Origin of the sequence: Flavobacterium chryseum (assembly GCF_004362015.1) — a bacterium.
In the GTDB taxonomy this organism is placed as follows: Bacteria; Bacteroidota; Bacteroidia; order Flavobacteriales; family Flavobacteriaceae; genus Flavobacterium.
This window is the reverse complement of sequence record NZ_SNWW01000007.1, coordinates 298,426-316,566: the sequence shown is the minus strand read 5'-3', so window position 1 is coordinate 316,566 and position 18,141 is coordinate 298,426. Positions and strand designations below refer to the sequence as shown.

Annotated in this window: 17 protein-coding genes; 5 read left to right on the top strand and 12 right to left on the bottom strand. The window is 32.8% G+C overall.

Annotation, left to right across the window (positions count from 1 at the left end; all coding sequences use genetic code 11):
• Nucleotides 1–9: 9 nt before the first annotated feature.
• On the bottom strand, nucleotides 10–1,020 hold the full coding sequence (locus EV143_RS15260) for an aldo/keto reductase (protein WP_133508801.1): 1,011 nt from the start codon (nucleotides 1,018–1,020) through the stop codon (nucleotides 10–12).
• Nucleotides 1,021–1,554: 534 nt separating this feature from the next.
• Between EV143_RS15260 and EV143_RS15255 the strand changes: the two genes are divergently transcribed.
• The gene (locus tag EV143_RS15255; RefSeq protein ID WP_133508800.1) at nucleotides 1,555–3,048 is read left to right on the top strand and encodes a catalase; all 1,494 of its coding nucleotides are present in this window, start codon (nucleotides 1,555–1,557) and stop codon (nucleotides 3,046–3,048) included.
• Nucleotides 3,049–3,238: 190 nt separating this feature from the next.
• Here the strand turns inward: EV143_RS15255 and purU are convergent, their stop codons facing one another.
• The 8 genes from purU to EV143_RS15215 form a co-directional block, all read right to left on the bottom strand.
• Nucleotides 3,239–4,093, bottom strand: coding sequence for a formyltetrahydrofolate deformylase (gene purU, locus EV143_RS15250; RefSeq protein WP_133508799.1), 855 nt, complete (start codon nucleotides 4,091–4,093; stop codon nucleotides 3,239–3,241).
• Between the two features lie 100 nt (nucleotides 4,094–4,193).
• Nucleotides 4,194–4,913 (bottom strand): DUF4197 domain-containing protein, encoded by a 720-nt coding sequence (locus EV143_RS15245; RefSeq protein ID WP_133508798.1) that lies wholly within the window; start codon nucleotides 4,911–4,913, stop codon nucleotides 4,194–4,196.
• Between the two features lie 326 nt (nucleotides 4,914–5,239).
• Entirely contained in the window at nucleotides 5,240–5,800 is a 561-nt protein-coding gene (locus EV143_RS15240; protein WP_133508797.1) for a hypothetical protein, read from the bottom strand.
• Nucleotides 5,801–5,838: 38 nt separating this feature from the next.
• Nucleotides 5,839–6,258 carry a cytochrome c oxidase assembly factor Coa1 family protein gene (locus EV143_RS15235; protein WP_133508796.1) on the bottom strand — a complete coding sequence of 140 codons (420 nt, stop codon included), beginning with the start codon at nucleotides 6,256–6,258 and terminating at the stop codon, nucleotides 5,839–5,841.
• A gap of 124 nt (nucleotides 6,259–6,382) precedes the next feature.
• The gene (locus tag EV143_RS15230) at nucleotides 6,383–6,706 is read right to left on the bottom strand and encodes a hypothetical protein (protein WP_133508795.1); all 324 of its coding nucleotides are present in this window, start codon (nucleotides 6,704–6,706) and stop codon (nucleotides 6,383–6,385) included.
• Nucleotides 6,694–7,251, bottom strand: coding sequence for a hypothetical protein (locus tag EV143_RS15225; protein WP_133508794.1), 558 nt, complete (start codon nucleotides 7,249–7,251; stop codon nucleotides 6,694–6,696). The genes EV143_RS15230 and EV143_RS15225 overlap by 13 nt, the downstream gene beginning before the upstream one ends.
• A 215-nt stretch (nucleotides 7,252–7,466) precedes the next feature.
• Entirely contained in the window at nucleotides 7,467–7,718 is a 252-nt protein-coding gene (locus tag EV143_RS15220) for a hypothetical protein (protein ID WP_243739881.1), read from the bottom strand.
• Nucleotides 7,719–8,023: 305 nt separating this feature from the next.
• Nucleotides 8,024–9,622 carry a L,D-transpeptidase family protein gene (locus EV143_RS15215; RefSeq protein ID WP_133508793.1) on the bottom strand — a complete coding sequence of 533 codons (1,599 nt, stop codon included), beginning with the start codon at nucleotides 9,620–9,622 and terminating at the stop codon, nucleotides 8,024–8,026.
• A gap of 306 nt (nucleotides 9,623–9,928) precedes the next feature.
• On the opposite strand from EV143_RS15215, the gene EV143_RS15210 reads away from it, so the two are divergent.
• From EV143_RS15210 to EV143_RS21510, 4 genes are all read left to right on the top strand, one after another.
• The gene (locus EV143_RS15210) at nucleotides 9,929–13,369 is read left to right on the top strand and encodes a methylmalonyl-CoA mutase family protein (RefSeq protein ID WP_133508792.1); all 3,441 of its coding nucleotides are present in this window, start codon (nucleotides 9,929–9,931) and stop codon (nucleotides 13,367–13,369) included.
• A gap of 167 nt (nucleotides 13,370–13,536) precedes the next feature.
• Entirely contained in the window at nucleotides 13,537–14,136 is a 600-nt protein-coding gene (locus tag EV143_RS15205) for a hypothetical protein (RefSeq protein ID WP_133508791.1), read from the top strand.
• 167 nt (nucleotides 14,137–14,303) lie between these two features.
• Nucleotides 14,304–15,152: an AbiJ-NTD4 domain-containing protein gene (locus EV143_RS15200; RefSeq protein ID WP_208111283.1), complete on the top strand. Its 849-nt coding sequence runs from the start codon at nucleotides 14,304–14,306 to the stop codon at nucleotides 15,150–15,152.
• A 440-nt stretch (nucleotides 15,153–15,592) separates the two neighbouring features.
• Nucleotides 15,593–15,769 (top strand): hypothetical protein, encoded by a 177-nt coding sequence (locus EV143_RS21510; RefSeq protein ID WP_166638164.1) that lies wholly within the window; start codon nucleotides 15,593–15,595, stop codon nucleotides 15,767–15,769.
• Nucleotides 15,770–15,796: 27 nt separating this feature from the next.
• Here EV143_RS21510 and EV143_RS15195 read toward each other — a convergent pair whose 3' ends face one another.
• The 3 genes from EV143_RS15195 to EV143_RS15185 form a co-directional block, all read right to left on the bottom strand.
• Entirely contained in the window at nucleotides 15,797–16,189 is a 393-nt protein-coding gene (locus tag EV143_RS15195) for a secretion protein (protein WP_133508790.1), read from the bottom strand.
• A 361-nt stretch (nucleotides 16,190–16,550) separates the two neighbouring features.
• Nucleotides 16,551–16,955, bottom strand: coding sequence for a T9SS type A sorting domain-containing protein (locus EV143_RS15190; RefSeq protein WP_133508789.1), 405 nt, complete (start codon nucleotides 16,953–16,955; stop codon nucleotides 16,551–16,553).
• A gap of 424 nt (nucleotides 16,956–17,379) precedes the next feature.
• Entirely contained in the window at nucleotides 17,380–17,781 is a 402-nt protein-coding gene (locus tag EV143_RS15185) for a secretion protein (RefSeq protein ID WP_133508788.1), read from the bottom strand.
• Nucleotides 17,782–18,141: the final 360 nt, after the last annotated feature.

Genomic DNA, 18,141 nt, shown 5'->3' with positions numbered 1-18,141 from the left:
GTCGAAGACTTATTGATCGATACCCGCCATATTAGCTTCGTCATATCTTGCACCGGTTTGCGTACCAAGCGGAATAATTTTTTCTAATCGATTCATTTCTTCTGTACTTAAAACCATTTGAGCGGCAGCAATGTTTTGTTCTACATATTTAACACGTTTCGTTCCCGGAATAGCTAAAATATTTTTTGAAGCAATCCACGCAAGTGCTAATTGAGAAGCCGTAATCTGTTTTTCGTCTGCCAATTTTTTTATTTCGTTTACCAGTTCGATATTTTTTTGAAATTGTTCTCCCTGAAAACGTGGAATTGCTTTTCTGAAATCATTTTCCGGAAAGTCGTCCGGCGTTTTTATATCTCCGGAAATAAAACCTCTGCCCAATGGAGAATAAGCTACAAAACCAATTCCTAATTCGTTTAAAGTATCTAAAATACCGGATTCTTCGACAGTTCTTTCAAATAAAGAATATTCTGTTTGTACCGCAGTTAAAGGGTGAATTTTGTGTGCCTTACGAATCGTTTCTGATGAAACTTCAGACAATCCGATATAGCCAACTTTTCCTTCTTTAACTAAATCTGCCATAGCCTGTACGGTTTCTTCAATTGGTGTGTTAGGATCTAAACGGTGTAAATAATACAAATCGATATAATCAGTTCCTAAATTTTTCAGAGAACGTTCTACGGCCTTTTTTACATAGTCTTTCTTACCGTTAAATTGCCAGGTTAGCTGTTCGCTGTCGTCGATTTCATATCCAAATTTCGTAGCGATAGAATAAGCATTACGATTGCCTTTTATAGCCTTGGCAATTAATCTTTCATTATGTAACGGACCGTATAAATCTGCAGTGTCTAAAAAATTGCCTCCTAATTCAAGTGAACGATGAATAGTAGCGATTGCTTCTTTTTCATCGGCTTTGCCATAAATGTCCATTCCGGCAATCTGCGTCATTCCCATACATCCCAAACCAATATTCGGAACAATAAGTCCCTGATTTCCTAATTTAATATTTTGTATTGTACTCATAATTGCTGTTTTAATTTAAATTAAAAATTGATATAGCAAAGATCCGCTTGTAATACTTTTATTAAGTATCTAAATCTCGTGTAGTTGTATCCAAAATGAGAATTTTAGTTTCAGGTTTAGTTTTTTATTACAGAGATTCACAAAGATTTTACACAGAGCTACACTAAGTATATTTAATAAACCTTTCCGAATCTCTGTGTAAAATCTCTGTGAAACTCTGTAAAAAAAAAACAAAAAGTATATAAATAAAGAATGCCGGCATCTCGAAGACGCCGGCATCATTTAACTAACCAAAACCAAAATAATAAATAACCAGTTTATTACACTACAAAGATCTAACATATATCAAGGCTTTGCTGTTAAGGTTTTGTTATTACTTTGTTGGACATAAGTTAAGATTTTTTTTAACGCCATTTTGAGCATTCTGCACTATAATATAGCTTTTGGTTATTAAAATATAATAACAATCAATTTTGTTTATTAATATAGTAATGATTAGTTTGTATATTTGATAGAACATTAAATATCAGCAATATGGATTCAAACAACAAATTAACAACTGCAACGGGAACTCCCGTTCCGGACAATCAAAACATTCAAACTGCAGGACCACGTGGGCCTGTTTTATTACAGGATTTTTGGTTTTTAGAGAAAATGGCACATTTTGATCGTGAGGTAATTCCAGAGCGAAGAATGCATGCTAAAGGTTCTGGTGCTTACGGGACATTTACTGTAACTCACGATATTACAAAATATACAAGAGCTGATATATTTTCAGAAATTGGTAAAAAAACAGAAATGTTTGCGCGTTTTTCAACAGTTGCAGGAGAAAGAGGTGCTGCGGACGCCGAAAGAGATATTCGTGGTTTTGCATTGAAATTTTATACCAATGAAGGAAATTGGGATTTGGTAGGAAATAATACTCCGGTTTTCTTTTTCCGTGATCCGATGAAGTTTCCGGATTTAAATCACGCTGTAAAACGTGATCCAAAAACCAATTTAAGAAGTGCTGATAACAATTGGGATTTTTGGACTTTATTACCCGAAGCTTTACACCAAATTACAATTGTAATGAGTGATCGTGGAATTCCGAGATCGTACAGACAAATGCACGGATTTGGAAGTCACACTTTTAGTTTCATAAATCATCAAAACGAAAGACATTATGTGAAATTTCATTTCGTAACCCAACAAGGAATCGAAAACCTTTCGGATGAAGAAGCAGCTAAATTAGTGGGAGGCGACAGAGAAAGCCATCAAAGAGATTTGTTTGATGCTATTGAAGAAGGGAATTTCCCGAAATGGAAAATGTTTGTTCAAATTATGACCGAAGAGCAAGCGGAGAATTATCGTTTTCATCCGTTTGACTTGACTAAAGTTTGGTTAAAAAGCGATTTTCCTTTAATTCCGGTTGGTGAATTTGAATTGAACAAAAATCCTGAGAACTATTTTGCAGAAGTAGAGCAGGCAGCTTTTAATCCGGCGCATGTACCACCGGGAATTAGTTTCTCGCCAGATAAAATGTTGCAAGCCCGTTTGTTTTCTTACGGAGATGCACACCGTTACCGTTTAGGAGTAAACAATTTCCAAATTCCGGTAAATTCTTCAAGATGTCCGTACAATACTTTTCATAGAGACGGAGCCATGCGTGTAGATGGAAATAATGGATCAAAAAAACATTATGAACCAAATAGCTTTGGAGAATTGCAGGAGCAACCAGAATTCAAAGAACCACCATTGAAACTTCACGGTGATGCTTATGCGCATAATTTCAGAGATGATGATAATGATTATTTTACACAACCGGGTTTACTTTTCCGTTTATTAACTGAAGAGAAAAAACAATTGTTGTTTAAAAATACTGCAGCACAAGTAGGAGGAGCACAGCCTTTTATTCAGATTCGTCATATTAGAAACTGTTACAAAGCAGATCCGGCATACGGAGAAGGAGTGGCTAACGCTTTAGGCTTAAGTATGGAACAGGTAAATAATTTTTCTGACCCAAGATTATTAATCGAGGTTCGTTAAGGAGGGACAAAGGCTCAAAGGAACAAAGGTTCAAAGTAATAAATCCTTGAAAAACCTTTGATATTTTTATGGTCTTTTAAGGAAATAGAAAACCCGACAGATTTTTGAAATCTGTCGGGTTTGTTTATTTAAAGAAAAACCTCTGAACCTCTGAACCTTTGAGCCTTTGCAACTCTGCACCTTTGAACCTTTAAGAAAAAACTACCGTCTTATTACTATAAACCATAGTTTTACGTTCGGCATGCAATTTTATAGCTCTTGCTAAAACAATTCTTTCTAAATCCCTGCCTTTCATAATAAAATCATCAACAGAATGAATGTGAGAAACTCTTGCAATATCCTGCTCGATAATTGGTCCTTCATCTAATTCTGCGGTAACATAATGACTTGTGGCTCCAATAATTTTTACACCACGTTTAAAAGCCGAATGATACGGTTTTGCACCCGGAAATGCCGGTAAAAACGAATGGTGAATATTGATGATTTTATTTTCGTAAAGCGAAATTAAATTAGGCGTAATAATTTGCATATAACGCGCCAAAACAATAAAATTGATCTGATATCTTTTCAATAATTCAATTTGTTTGGCTTCGCCTTCTTCTTTATTGTCTTTTGTAAAAGGAACACAATGAAACGGAATATCAAAACGTTCAGCAATAGATCGTAAATCGTTATGATTACTAATAATCACCGGAATCTCAACATTTAATTCGCCAGCGCTGTAGCGTCCTAAGATGTCAAATAAGCAGTGATCGTATTTCGAGACAAACAATGCCATTTTTGGTTTTTGTTCCTGATTGTACAAATCCCAAGACATATTAAAATCAGAAGCAATAGTTTGATCAAAATCATTTTTTAAGCTTTCAATAGTGATATTGTGATTGGTTAATTCACATTCTAATCGCATAAAAAATACATTTTGTTCAACATCAACATGCTGGTCGATGTAGATGATATTTCCTTCCACTTTAGCAATAAAAGTAGTCACTGCGGCAATAATTCCTTTTTGGTCTTTGCAATGAATCAGAATAGTTATTTTTTGCATTTCAAGGTTTGGTTTGGTTAGTGACAAAGTTGCAAGGTTCAGAGCGACAAAGACTTCTTTGTATCTTTGCAGCTCTGAGCCTTTGAACCTTTGGAAAAAATTATTTTCCGTCCTGCATCGCAAAAACACTTTTTAATAAAGGTGTTGTTCTTGCGCTGATATTATTACGGATTTCTTTTTCTTCAACAGCAATCATTTTAAAAACACCTGCCAAAGCTTGTGTCGTTGTATAATCTGTTAAATCAGGATTTACCTTTTTTACTAACGGAATTGTGTTGTATTTATTAATGATGTTTTTCCAGACAACATCAGCACCAACTTTTTCGAAAGAGCTTTTTATCACCGGATTAAATTTTCCGTACAAAGCCGTAGTTGTACTACCTTGTAAATAGCTCGTAGCAGCGCTGTCATTTCCTAACAGGATATTTTTAGCATCAGTAAAAGACATGTTTTTTACAGCCGAAACAAATATCGGAGTTGCTTCTTTTACAGCATCTTCAGCAGCACGATTTAAAACTTTAATTCCTTCATCGGCAAGCGAACTAAGTCCAATTTTTCTCAAAGTAGCATCTACTTTTTGTAATTCGGCAGGCATTAAAATTTTTACCGCTTCATTTTTATAAAAACCATCTACTGCAGTTAGCTTACTCACTTGCTGTGTAATTCCTTTGTTTAAAGCTTCTTTTAGTCCGGAAGCAATATCAACACCGCCAAGGGATGGAATTTGCGAAGACAATTGAGGCAATTGATTTAAAGTCTGTTGTACCTGAGCGCAAGATGTTAGAGAGAATGCAAGTACTAAAATTATTATCTTTTTCATTAGATGGGGGTTTATATAAGTTTCAAAAATACTACTTATTCAAAAACAAAGCCACAATTTTATTTGAGGAGTAGAAATATTTTGTTTCATAACTAACAATGGGCTTTTTTAGTTGTTAATTATGAATTATGAATTATTAATTATGAGTTTTGAGAAATATTCTTTAGAAGTTTGACAAGATTAGATTCTCGTTGCGGAGTTATTTGTGAAAATTCTCATTCGTCGAAATGACAATGTTGTGTGTAATTTATAGAACTTTAGAAACTAAAAAATGTAGAACCTCAGCAGCTTAGCAACTCAGAACCTTAGTGCCTCAGCACCTCAAATCAAGGCCAATACATTCGTACGCAATAATCCCAATAAGTTTTGCTTGAAATATAGGTGGGTTGTGTTTCTATTATGGGATGGTTGTATTTATCAAATAATTTTATTCGGATGATTTTTTCTTTGCTGTCGTCTTTCATGTTGATGTTTCCTTCGGCGTCGTCTATCAATTTCTTTTTTTTGAGGTATTCAGCTTTTTTCTCAATTATAAATTGAATTACAGCTTCGTTTTGAGATTCTCTTTCACCGGCTAAATTGCCTGTTGCATCAAATGTTGCTATTTTTTGGAGATAATTATTTTCGTAATCAAACAATTGAAAAGCAATTCCGCCATGTAATACTTGAAGTTTATGATTCGAAACACGAAAACGGAGCACTTGTTTTTTAGCATTTATATATTCTATAGGACCATTTCCCTGCGCATCAATAGTATGGAACAGGACTTTATTTGGTTTTGAAAATGATGCAATTCTGTCTGTATAACCGTGATATTTTGCATCAGATTGTGCTAGTGAAATAATACCCTGAAAAAGAGTAAAATATAGGATTACGAATGATTTCATTTAAATTGTTTTGTTGCTTTTAAATTTAAAACCAAAATTTATTTTTCCAACAAATCAATTTCATCTTCAGTTCCATCAACATAAACCGATAATTCGCTGTATTTCCATTTCCCTCTTTTTACAGCAACAACAAATAAGGTTCCTTTTCCTTTTGGGCCTTTTATCGGAATTTGTAAATCACAATCGCCGGTGTTATTGCTTGTATTAATACTTCCGGAAACCATTCCGTCTCCTTGAATCGGACTTCCCAGTTTTTCTTTTACTTCTTTATTATTTTGAACTTCTGTAAGAGCGCCTTTATAAGCATCTGATTCTTTTATCATTGAAGTAACTCCAAAGAAAATGCCGGCAATAAATAAGCCAAAAAGCACCAATAAACTCAAACAACCTGTTGGCACAAACCATTTCCAGTTTCTTTCCCACCAGCTTTTTTGTGGTTGATTATAATCGTCGTTCATAAAAAATGTAATTTAATTTAAATACGGAAAGATAATACTAATATTGAATAGGGATTTTTTTTATTAAAAATAAAAAAATCTCTTACGAAATAAGACGATTTAGTATAAATGTTTTTAAATTAAACTAGCGGTTGTTGAAAGCTATTTCTTGTAAGGCTTTTGGATTGCTAATTGCGTTAGCAACTTCTTGCTTTCTCATAGCATCAAAATATCCGGTTCCTGTAATTAATAAAAGTTTTTTTGGGATGCTTGGCTTTTTGTCAAAAATGGTTGAATATAGTAAGCTCGTTTGTATAAACCCGCCATCATTTAAAAGATGAAGTGTCTGTTTTCCATAGCGTAGATTGTCTTTGTCAGCAACTAAATATTTATAACCATTTTTACCTTCGTAAGCATCTTTAAAAGCATCACCAACTCTTAGTAAACCGGCATTTTTTATAAATCCCATAACTGAAATGGAATTTGACGCATTTCATCATAATACTTTGTAAAATCAGAATCTGTATAAGAGACAGGCGGTATTCCCTGATAAATATAAACGGCTACATCCGGGCTATTTATATGAATTTTTTCAACAATCATTTTTACATTTGCCTTATATTTCTCGATTTCACTTATAGCAACAGGAGTTGCTTCCTGTATAACTACATAATCGTAGTAATTGCCATCCTTATCTTTATTAGAAAAATTTTGGTTAGCTTCTGTTTTGTTTGTGCTGTAAACTTTATCTAATGAAACCCCTACAGTAATTAATTGATCAATATTAATGGGTTGATTGTTTGCATTGCAAAATTCTTCAAACAATGTTGGAGCACTAACAAAGTATTCTATCTGGCTGTTTCCTATAAATAATATGCGAGGAGGTCCACTGGTTTTTGGAGGTTTGGGGTGTGTAATTGTTTTTTCATTTGTTGTACACTTTTTCCTGGAATAGTTATTACAGGAAGAAAACAAAATTGTTGTTACAAGAAAAATTAAAATGCATTTTTTCATTTTTGTACTTATTAAATAATTGCCAATATTTTGTATGAAAATATTTGCAAATTTCATTTAATAGATTTAAATAGAAGTTTCCAAGACATTTAAATTTTGTTGTTTAAGGACATTTTTTCTTCAGTCAATGCAAAAAAAAGTCGGTTGGATTTTGTCAATAAAAAAAGCGAAAATATAATGGCATATTTTCGCTTTAGTTTTTTATAAGAGTGAAATTATAGGTACTGTAAGCAATATAAATTAGGATTATAAACCGGATTAATTTGCTTTAAGTCAGCCAGAATATTATGGGTATAATCCCTACCGCCAATGGCTAAATAGAATAAAGATTTTGAAACATAAAATGGTCTTAAGGGAAATGTGCGCCAAGCATTTGCTACATTCTTTAAAAAATGTTTTATAGCATATTTACGTATTTTTTCTTCTGGGCGAACAAAATAGATAGTTGAACTTTTTAATTTGGTCATAAGATTTGGAAACATTACAAATCTTCCGCCTTGTTGAATCAATACATTAATTTCAATAATGTTAATCCTTCAATATTTTCTGTTTTCATGATAAAATTGTTTTGTAAATAATAGTGGTATAATTATAGTACAAAGGTCAGCCTGTTTTGTTGATTTTTTTACCTGTAAATGTTTTACTATTAATAGATTAAGTTTTTTTTTAAAATCAATACAAAGCTATTTTAATCATAAAAAAGCTTCTTATCCATGCAAACCGTTTTATGATTTGACCAGATAAGAAGCCTGTATAATAAATTTTTGAAATATTAATTTGAAGCCACTGTTGACTCAGGAAAAAGAATGTTGCTTAACTCAGCATCTCTGTCATATACATCCTGATAAAAGCTAATTTGACCATCTTCATTTGCCCATGTTGTAAAATAAGTAATATAGATTGGTATTTTGTTAGGCAATTTAAAAGTAGTTTCTTCTTCGCCGTTCATCGCTTTATCTATTTTAGCTTGTGTCCATTCAGGGTAATCTTTCAACATTGCAACAGCTAAATCTTTAGCTTGTTTTACATTAATACAACCATGGCTAAACGTTCTTTTTTCAAAATCGAACAAAGTTTTAGAAGGCGTATCGTGCATATAAATGTCTTCTGAATTTGGAAAAATAAATTTTACTAATCCCAAAGAATTTTTCGGACCTGGTTTTTGTCTTACCTGACCATTGACCATTTCCATATTATTTTCAGCTAAATAATTTTTATCAGCAGCTATTTTCAATTTCAACTCATTGTCAACTATACTTTGAGGAACAGTCCAATAAGGGCTAAAAACAACTCGGTCTATATTTCCGCTAAAGATGGAAGTTTTTGTTAATTGAGAACCTACAAATACACTTGATACCAATTCTACTTTTCCATTTTTTACATAAACCAATTCAAACGACGGAATGTTTACCATCACATATTCATTATCGGTTACCATTTTTGGAGATATCCAACGACAACGCTCCATGTTAATTTGTAATTTTTTAATCTTGTAAGCGATAGGTTCATTCATATCTTTAATATGATCTTCTGTAATGATATAATTAGGTTTTAAACCGTTTCTTAATTTATAGGCCATGACACCATCCATCAACTCACGATCATAAAAATCACTTTTAGAATCGCTTTTTAAATCTCCCATAACAAACAATCTGTTTCTAACCTGAGCAACAGTTATAGATTTTGCGTCTGGTCTAATATCTTTATAAGGAGTTTCGGTAGTAATAGGTTTCCAGGTATTATCTTCTTCTATTTTTTTGTATTTTTTTAAAACTTCTTGCAATCTGAAATATTGATCAAAAAGCAACCCGTTTTTTTTCTCTAATAAATCAGGATTCACCATTAAAGAATCTAATAATGTATCGTATGACAATGTTTTTTTAGGTAAAAGCCAACCTGTTTTTTTAACTGTTTCAGCATCAAGTCCATCATATGCATTTCGCATATAAATAACGTAAGCGGCGCTTAACAGCATATCTGCATCAGATCTTGATATTTTTTTAGATTTATTAAAAATCTGTTCAATTTCATCCTGATAAGGAATTTCAATTTGAATTCCTTCCTGATCTGCATTTTTTATTTTTTGATATAATAATTTACCAAACTCATTGATTTTATTATCCTCATACCAAATCGTTTCATAAGATCTGTTTTTGTAAATAGAAATAACTTCAGTTTGATATTTTTTTAAATCAGAATATCTTTTGAAAAAATCGTTCAAAACTTCAGTATCAACAACATCTGAATCATTATCAGAATGAATTGATGTGCTTAATTTTTTAGTATATGATTCGTTTTTGGCTACAGAATCAAAAGATGATAAAAAGAAGCTTGAAGCTATAATTATGGCGAATGGATACAGTGTTTTCATTTTTTAAATTTTTACGTTTATACTTTTTAAGTATGAAAGTTTTAGGTAAAAATTTGGGGCATTTCTACATTGCTAAATTACTTTAGTGCACTGGAAAACAAGTTGTTATATTTTATTTAAATTTTTCAAAATTGCCATGTTGTTAACATTTCTATAAGACTTATATAAGATAAATCAGATTAACATTCAAATTGTTACCCCTATAGATAAAAAAAGTTTATTTTTTTTATGAACAAAAAGCGAGAAGGATAAACAAATATTATAATATTTTGTAAATTGCTCCCTTAAAATTATCATATTCATAAAATGGAACAACAAAAACCATATATTCCTAAAAATAAAGTAAGAATTGTTACCGCAGCATCACTGTTTGACGGGCATGACGCCGCAATTAATATCATGCGACGTATAATTCAGTCAACCGGAGTAGAAGTAATTCACTTGGGTCACGACCGTAGTGTTGAAGAAGTGGTTAATACTGCTATTCAGGAAGATGCCAATGCAATTGCTATGACATCATATCAAGGCGGACACAACGAATACTTTAAATATATGCATGATTTGCTTCATGAAAAAGGAGCAGGACATATCAAAATTTTTGGAGGCGGAGGCGGAGTAATTCTGCCAAGCGAAATTTCAGAATTGCATGAATATGGAATTACCAGAATTTATTCTCCTGATGATGGCCGTTCTTTAGGCTTACAAGGAATGATTAATGATTTGGTAGAACAAGCAGATTATCCGATTGGTGATAAACTAAATGGAGAAATTGATCATATCGAAAATAAAATTCCAACCGCGATTGCACGTTTAATTTCGGCGGCAGAGAATTTCCCTGAAATTGCAAAACCGGTTTTCGATCAGATACATACTAATAATGCCAATTCTAAAATTCCGGTTCTGGGAATTACAGGAACGGGTGGAGCTGGAAAATCATCTTTGGTTGATGAATTGGTTCGTCGATTTTTAATTGATTTTCCGGAGAAAACAATCGGATTAATTTCTGTCGACCCTTCGAAAAGAAAAACGGGAGGCGCACTTTTAGGAGACAGAATCCGAATGAATGCGATTAATAATCCGCGTGTTTATATGCGTTCGTTGGCGACACGTCAGTCAAATTTGGCATTGTCTAAATATGTAGCCGAAGCGATTCAGGTTCTAAAAGCAGCCAAATATGATTTGATTATTTTAGAAACTTCCGGAATCGGACAATCTGATACCGAGATTATGGACCATTCTGATGTATCCTTATATGTAATGACGCCTGAGTTTGGAGCTGCGACACAATTAGAAAAAATCGACATGCTTGATTTTGCTGATTTGGTAGCTTTAAATAAGTTTGACAAAAGAGGCGCTTTAGACGCAATCCGTGACGTAAAAAAACAATACCAGCGCAATCATAATTTATGGGATAAAAATCCGGATGAAATGCCGGTTTTCGGAACCATTGCTTCTCAGTTTAATGATCCGGGAATGAACACGCTTTATAAAGCGATTATGGATACAATTGTTGAGAAAACCGAATCAGAATTGCATTCGACTTTTCAAATAACGCGAGAAATGAGCGAAAAAATCTTCGTGATTCCGCCACACAGAACGCGTTATTTATCTGAAATTGCAGAGAACAACCGAAGTTATGATGAAATCGCACTTTCGCAACAAAAAGTAGCGCAAAAATTATACGGAATCTTTAAAACTATTGAATCAGTATCAGGGAAAATTCCACAAATTAATAAAGCCGGAATTGACGAAGACAGTGTCATCCTGAGCGGAGCCGAAGGATTAGACGAAAATAGAATATTTCTTAATCTTTTACTAAATCAATTTGATAAAGTAAAAATGGATTTAGATCCGTACAATTGGGAAATTATCCTGAATTGGGACGAGAAAGTAAACAAATACAAAAATCCTGTTTACAGCTTTAAGGTTCGTGATAAAGAAATTAAGATTGCAACACATTCTGAAAGTTTATCGCACTTACAAATTCCGAAAATTGCTTTACCTAAATATGAAGCCTGGGGCGATATTTTACGTTGGAACTTACAGGAAAATGTTCCTGGCGAATTTCCGTTTGCTTCAGGATTGTATCCGTTTAAACGTGAAGGCGAAGACCCGTCGAGAATGTTTGCGGGCGAGGGCGGACCGGAAAGAACCAATAAACGTTTTCATTATGTGAGTGCGGGATTGCCAGCAAAACGACTTTCGACCGCTTTTGATAGTGTGACTTTATACGGAAACGATCCTGATATTCGTCCTGATATTTACGGAAAAATCGGTAATGCGGGAGTTTCGATTTGTTGTTTGGATGATGCTAAAAAACTATATTCCGGTTTCGATTTGGTTCACGCTTTAACTTCGGTAAGTATGACCATAAACGGACCAGCGCCAATGTTGTTGGGTTTCTTTATGAATGCAGCAATCGATCAACAATGTGAATATTACATCAAAGCCAATGATTTAGAAAAAGAAGTTGAAGACAAAATCAACAAAATATATAAGGAAAAAGGAACAGAGCGTCCGAAATACCAAGGCGATTTACCGGAAGGAAATAACGGTTTAGGATTAATGCTTTTGGGCGTTACCGGAGATCAGGTTTTGCCTTTTGATGTTTATAATGAAATAAAAGTCAAAACATTATCACAAGTTCGTGGAACGGTCCAGGCTGATATTTTAAAAGAAGATCAGGCACAAAATACCTGTATTTTCTCTACCGAATTTGCTTTGCGATTAATGGGCGATGTTCAGGAATATTTTATTACCAAAAATGTTCGTAATTTTTATTCGGTTTCCATTTCAGGATATCATATTGCAGAGGCGGGAGCAAACCCAATTACGCAGTTGGCTTTTACGCTTTCAAATGGTTTCACTTACGTGGAATATTACTTAAGTCGCGGAATGAGCATCAACGATTTTGGACCAAACTTATCGTTCTTCTTCTCCAACGGAGTTGATCCTGAATATTCGGTTATTGGTCGTGTGGCGCGTAAAATTTGGGCAAAAGCCATGAAAAACAAATACGGAGCCAACGAAAGAGCACAAATGCTGAAATATCATATTCAGACTTCCGGACGTTCATTACACGCTCAGGAAATTGATTTTAATGATATTAGAACGACTTTGCAGGCTTTATATGCGATTTACGACAACTGTAATTCATTGCACACCAACGCCTACGATGAAGCGATTACAACACCAACTGAAGAATCAGTTCGTAGAGCAATGGCGATTCAGTTGATTATCAATAAAGAATTAGGTTTGGCGAAAAACGAAAACCCGATTCAGGGCTCGTTTATCATCGAAGAATTGACTGATTTGGTAGAATCAGCCGTTTTACAGGAATTCGACCGAATTACAGAACGTGGCGGAGTTCTGGGTGCAATGGAAACGATGTACCAGCGTTCTAAAATTCAGGAAGAAAGTTTGTATTACGAAACGTTAAAACACAACGGAGATTTCCCAATTGTGGGTGTAAATACGTTCCTGAGCTCAAAAGGCTCTCCAACGGTAATTCCGGCCGAAGTAATTCGCGCCACCGAAGAAGAAAAACAATATCAGATTACTATGCTGGATAATTTACACCAGTTTCACGAAGCAAAAGTAAATGAGCATTTAAATAAACTACAAGAAGCAGCGATTAAAAACGAAAACTTATTCGATCATTTAATGGAAGCAACAAAGGTTTGTTCGCTGGGTCAGATTACTTCGGCATTGTTTGAAGTTGGCGGACAGTATAGAAGGAATATGTAATTTTTACTATTTTATATTTATATAAAACCTCTCAGAAATGGGAGGTTTTTGTTTGTTTATTAAAAGTTTATTGCTTTACGGATTTCCTCAAAATTATAGAAAAATGTTTCTATATATTAGCTGTTAGAAAAAAGTATCTTCGTGTTATACTAAATTAATTAATAAATATGGAATTGTTAAAAGAAATATTAGCTCTTGCAATTGGAGGAACCACAATTGGATTTGTAATTACTTATTTAGGCAAATTTATTCTTGCCAAGGGCTCTGAACTTATAATGGAAAACTATAAAAATCAACTTGAAATATCAAAAAATGAGCATCAAATTAAGTTTTCAAAACTACATGAAGAAAGAGCAAAAATTATACAGATAATTTATCATGATTTTTATGAATTAGAAACAAAACTAGAACATTTAACTACAATATTTCAGGGATCTGGATGGACAACTGACAAAAAAAGAGATGAAGATGCAATTAAAAAATATACAGATACTTGTGAAATATTAGAAAGAAGTCGAATATATTTCCCAGAGAGCCTCTGTGATAAACTTTCTTTAGCTTTAGAGAATTATAATGAAGTAATCGAACAAATGCTACAAGCCAAAAATCAAGCAAGGTATGAATCTGAAGGTAATAACATGATTTTTCCTGGAAACCAAAGTTCTTTAGATTTATGGAAAATTGCTGAAAAAAGAACAAAAAATGAAATTAAAAATTTAAGATTAGAATTAGCAACTGAATTTCGAGAATTAATAGGTGTCAAATAATTTTAGATTAACCTAAATGCTTTTGAATTTCATGGATCTATAATAGGATAAGATTTTAGTTCGCGAGGATATCTGTCCGTCAAAAGAGATACTTCTTTTTTTAATTTTTTATTACTTTTAGATGTTATAATTGATATTAATAAAGTAAAATATTTTAATTTGTTTATATGATGAAATTTTCTCAAAGAATAGGTAAAACATTAATTAGAAGTGCAATTCAAATTGAATCAATGGATATAGCACTTGAAAATAGAATTTGGAATACAATCTTGGGTAATTTTATTAAAAAACTTAGGCAGTTAGATCAATTCGATAGAAGCGAAATACAACGCCAGTTCTGTACAGTAATGTGGATAGAATTTTTCGGAAAAAGATTAGATGAAATTCCATCATATGACAATGGTCACATTTATTTTGAAGGGGTGGTAGATTTTATAAAAGAGTGGTATTTTGAAAGTGAATGGTATGAAAAATATGATTTGCTAGAAGCACTATCGAAATTAGATATTGCATTAAATTTTGGATTTACTGAAGGGTGTAATTTTGCATTGAAAAAAGAAATGTCTGGATACAGACTTGTTGACTCAAATATTGCTCAAATTACTTCTGAAGAAGAAATTATTGAAATTGAGGAAGCTGTTTCAAATTCTTCAAAATGGGATTCCGTAAATACTCATTTAAAAACTGCAATTGCCTATTTTGCAAATCGAGAAAATCCAGATTTTAGAAATTCAATTAAAGAAGCAATTTCTGCTGTAGAATCTTTATGTATAATAATTACTGGCGATCCAAACACAACTCTAGGAAAAGCATTGGTAATAATTGAAAAGAAATTTAAAATTCATAATGCTTTAAAAAGTGCTTTTTCATCTCTTTATGGCTATACAAGTGATTCGGGAGGAATAAGACATTCATTATTGGAAGATGATATTAATGTTACTATGGAGGATGCAAAATTTATGTTAGTTTCTTGTTCTGCATTTATCAATTATTTGAAAATAAAGGTCGAAAAATAATTTCGAATATACCCGTTAGTGTGAGTATCCCGCTCGCACCCAGCTCTCCAAAGTCTTCATTCATAAAATTAGCTGATTGCTGTGCGAAGTCTCCCGACTTCGTACCCCCCCTCCAATAATGTACAAAAATAAAAATGTAATTGTCACGGAATATAGCAACGTGTGCGAAGTCAGGAGATTTCGCATAGCAATTGTCACCAATCTTTGCGGAGTTACGAGTGTGATTTCTCTCTTCGGTCGAAATGACAATATTGTGGTTATTTTGATGGCATTTTATAAAGAGTTCCGGAGGAACGAAGTATATTGTAGGGATGGATTTTAATCCGTCCATCACAAAGCAAAATCAGCAAAAGATTATTCCCCCTGCTAGCGCGAGCGTCCCGCTCGTGAACCCAAAATAATATGTACAAGCGGGGGAAGAAAAACAATATCAAATTACGATGCTGGAAAACTTGCATCAATTTCACGAAGCAAAAGTAAACGAGCATTTAAGCAAACTACAAGAAGCCGCCATTAAAAACGAAAACTTATTCGACCATTTGATGGAAGCTACAAAGGTTTGTTCGCTACAAATGTTCAAAAGTATTATTCAAAAAAAAGCATCAGCGGGGGGCTGATGCTTTTAATTTGGAGGCAAAAAACGATTAACGACGAAATGCAGGACTTTCGTTTACTGATTCATCTAACACAACTGTTTTTACTTTTTTAGTTGAAACTGTAAATTTGTGTTTAACTACTTTACCATTCTCAGTCAATGCTAAGAAATAAGTTCCGGCTGGATAAGCCTCTAAACTTAAAGTTTTAGAAACCTCTAAATTGTCTTCATCAGAAGATGGAACTCCTGCATACAACAAAGTATTGTTTTCATCTAAAATTGAGAAATTTGCTTTTTCAACGGTGTTTAAAGTAAAGCTAACTACTTTTCCATTTCCGGTTTTTATATACAAGATATAATCCCCTTTTCCGTCAATTGCATAAGTAAAGATAGTTGTTAAAAATACGGCAACAACTAAGCCCATTTTGGTAAATTTTGTCATGTTTTTTAAATTTTTATTATTAATCGTGGATGCGTAAAACTAACAAATACAAATTGAATTTTGTGCAAAAAAATCGATTTTTTAATGACTTAACTTGCTGAATTGAAACTCTTTCTGTGCTTTGTTTGAACTATGTACGTAATTGTTGGGCTTGTGGATGTTTTTATTTTCTATTTTTTTAATAACTTCAAAATCAGGCTGATTCATTTATTAAGAATAATTTTTCAAATTACAAAAACGATTTAGGTTTTGGTAAAAATTAGGCATAAAAAAACAGCTCAATAACCACAGTGAGCTGTCTTCATAACAATCATTTTACTAACTTTCTAACTTATCTTTTCTTGCTTGGGGCAAATAATATTTAACGTACTGCTACGCTTGAATCTTTGGCAGAAAAATCTGCTTTATAAGTTGATGAAACAGCTTTAGTTGAAAGAACAGAAGTTCCGTTATTTATAGTAATTTCATGTCTCACTTTTTTTACATTATCTTCAACTTCTAAGAAGTAAGTTCCTTCTGGAAATTCTTCTAAGCTAAAAGTTCTCAAAATTCCATCTTTACCCGAAGCATTTTCAGAATAAATTAGAGTCCCATCCTGATCATAAATTGCCAGATTAGCTTTTGTTACTTTGTTAAGTGCAAACGTAATTAGCGATCCGTTAGACTTTAATACATGAAGATTAAAATCTTCATTTCCATCAATTGCATAAGTACTCATTCCTGATAAAAGTACTGCACATACTAAACTCAATTTTAAATTTTTCATAGCATTAGTTTTTTTTAATTAATAGTTCTAATTCTCTGATGCTAAATTACTTATAAGGTTGATGTATTCTCACAACTCTATTTGCTGATTTCGATGCTGTATTCTCATTAACGAAACCGTTATAGGTTAAAATTTGAATTATATTTATCGTTTTTGTTAATTAGGTTATTATTTTCTAATGTTTCTTTTGAATTAAGGCAATGTAAATTCATTTCTATTTCTTACAAATACAGAATGTATTGTTGTTTGGAATTTACTTTCTAAAACCATAAAATGACAAAATGAGAATTGAATCGTAAATCAGAAAAATAAAGGCATAAAAAAACAGCCCAATAACCACAAAGAGCTGTTTCAAAACAATAACGTTTTTTACTTTACTAACTATCTAACCTCATTTTTATACTGTATGCGAGTATAAACTTTTCTAGCGTGCTGCCACGCTTGTACTTTTAGCAGGAACTGCTTTATTTACAGATGAAACTGCTTTTGATGATAAAACCGTAGAAAAATCATTTATAGTAATTTCGTGTATTACTTTTTTTGTATTGTCTTCAACTTCTAAGAAGTAAGTTCCTTCCGGAAATTCTTCTAAACTAAAAGTTCTTAAAATTCCATTTTCACCATAAGCATTCTCTGTATATATAAGAGAACCATCTTTTGCATAAATTGCCAGGTTGGCTTTTTGCACCTTATTTATAGCGAACGTGATTAGTTTACCATTTGTCTTTAATACATGAAGATTTAAATCTCCATTTCCGTCAATTGCATAACTACTTAATCCTGAAAGAAGCACTGCACATACTAAACTTAACTTTAAATTTTTCATCGTATTATTTTTTAGATTAATAGCTCTAATTCTATAGTGCTAAATTACCTTAGTACTCTATGTTTCTTCACAACTCTATTTGCCAATTTCGATGCTGTATTCTCATTTACGAAACCGTTATAGGTTAAAATTTGAATTATTTTTATCGTTTTAGTTAATTCAGCTGTTATTTTTCAACGTTTTTGATAACTTAAAAATATTGGTTTATTCTTGTTTTCTTACAAAAACTAAATGTGAATTGTTGTGCCGGATTAACGGTTAGTTGTTCTCTGGATTTGATTTACTACGTCTGTTTGCTATCGCTCGAATCTCGTTCTCGAAATGACAACATTGGGCAAAAAACCGTTTTAATCCGTGATT